This window comes from Ameyamaea chiangmaiensis (genome assembly GCF_013376175.1).
GTDB lineage: Bacteria > Pseudomonadota > Alphaproteobacteria > Acetobacterales > Acetobacteraceae > Ameyamaea > Ameyamaea chiangmaiensis.
The window spans coordinates 1-1,496 of record NZ_JABXXR010000296.1 but is presented as its reverse complement, the minus strand read 5'-3'; the positions used below and the strand labels follow the sequence as shown (position 1 = coordinate 1,496).

General features: G+C 70.7%; 2 protein-coding genes and 1 pseudogene. All 3 read right to left on the bottom strand.

Annotated elements, in window-relative coordinates:
- A partial coding sequence (locus HUK82_RS16535) for an inositol monophosphatase family protein (RefSeq protein ID WP_176614953.1) occupies positions 1-659 on the bottom strand: 659 nt, incomplete at its 3' end.
- Between the two features lie 105 nt (positions 660-764).
- A complete protein-coding gene (locus HUK82_RS16530) occupies positions 765-1,214 on the bottom strand; it encodes an MmcB family DNA repair protein (RefSeq protein WP_373318201.1) in 450 nt (149 codons plus the stop codon).
- Between the two features lie 59 nt (positions 1,215-1,273).
- Positions 1,274-1,496: pseudogene (locus tag HUK82_RS16525) on the bottom strand (hypothetical protein); the annotation flags it as partial.

Here is a 1,496-nt window from a genome sequence, read left to right as displayed (position 1 = left end):
AACGGCAGCGCGCCCGCAACGTCCCACAGGTTGATGACGATTTCGATATAGCCGTCGAGCCGGCCGGACGCGACGTCGGCCAGCGCGAGCGCGCCCGACCCGCCCGAGCGCGGCATCGCGCCCAGCGCCATGATCGCCCCCATCTTGTCCATGAAGGTGTCCGTGGGCACGCGGCTGGACCAGCCCATCTCGATCATGGCGGTGCGTGTATCCGCGACATCGGAAGCCCGGATCGGGCGGCCGTTGAGGAACGCGCCCGCGCCGCTCTGTGCGGTGTAGACCTCGTTCAGGGCCGGGGCCTCGATGACGCCGGCCACCGGCTCGTCGCCGTCGAGCAGGCCCAGCGACACGCACCAGCGATTGCGTCCACGCGCGAAATTCGACGTGCCGTCGATCGGATCGACGACCCAGCGCAGGCCGCCGGTGCGCGTGCGGCCGCCCTCTTCGCCTTCGAACCCGTCCTCGGGAAACAGGGCCTGCATACGCGCGGAAATCATCGCCTCGACCGCGCCATCGGCCTCGGTCAGCCAGTCCTGGGCGTTCTTCAGCGTGGCCTGCGGGCCGCCGGGTGCGGGCCGCATCGACAGGGCAAGGCGTGCCGCGTCACTGACGACGGCGCGGGCGACTTCGAGGCGGCGGGCAATGGCGGGGCTGGGCATCGGGTTCTCCGGTCGGCGGGCGCAGACTGCGTGTCCTGTCTGCCATGAAATGGCGCGGGGTGAAACGGGCGGTACCGGGTTCGGAGCCACCCGGGCCCAGCCGGGCTAGTCGACGCGCCGGGCAGACCGGAGCGACGCGCTCATCATCGGGTCCTCCAGTCGCATCAGGCGATCCGCCGCGACGCGCGCGAACAGCGTGACCAGTATCCGGCGGCGCGCGGGCGACAGCGGATGGGACGGGGGTGCGCGCAGCACAGCGGCCTCCGGCACTATGCCGGGCAGGATGCGGTCGGAGGTTGCAACCGTCATCACGCCGGTGTCGACGGGCAGAAGCGCCAGCGGGAATGCCGTGTCCACCGCGAAATAAAGCACGTCGCACCACGCGCGATAGTTCGGCCATTTCATATCGAGCCGGAAGTCCAGCGGTCCGGACTTGATCTCGATACAGGCCAGACGGCCGTCGGGCATCAGCGCCATGACATCCGCCCGGCGGCCATCGGGCAGGATGAATTCGTTGAGGGCCGACCATGCGGACTGTGCGCACAGGGCCAGCACGCCACGGCGGATGGCGAACTGGTTTTCCGGCAGGGACGGTGGCGGGGCCGGGCGGTCGCTCAGGGGGATGCCGTCTTGGGGGACGGATCCCGGGCCAGAAGCGCCTCGGCAAGGCTCAGATCGGCGGGCTTGTCGATGTCGACGCAGGCACGGCCGTCCGTCAGGCTGACAAGGCGCGCCTGTGCGCCGGTCAGGCGGCCGATGCGTCGGTAAAGCGCGGGCCGGGTCATGCGGCGGCACAGGGCGCGCAACAGGATGCCGGGGCCCAGCAGCCGGGCCATC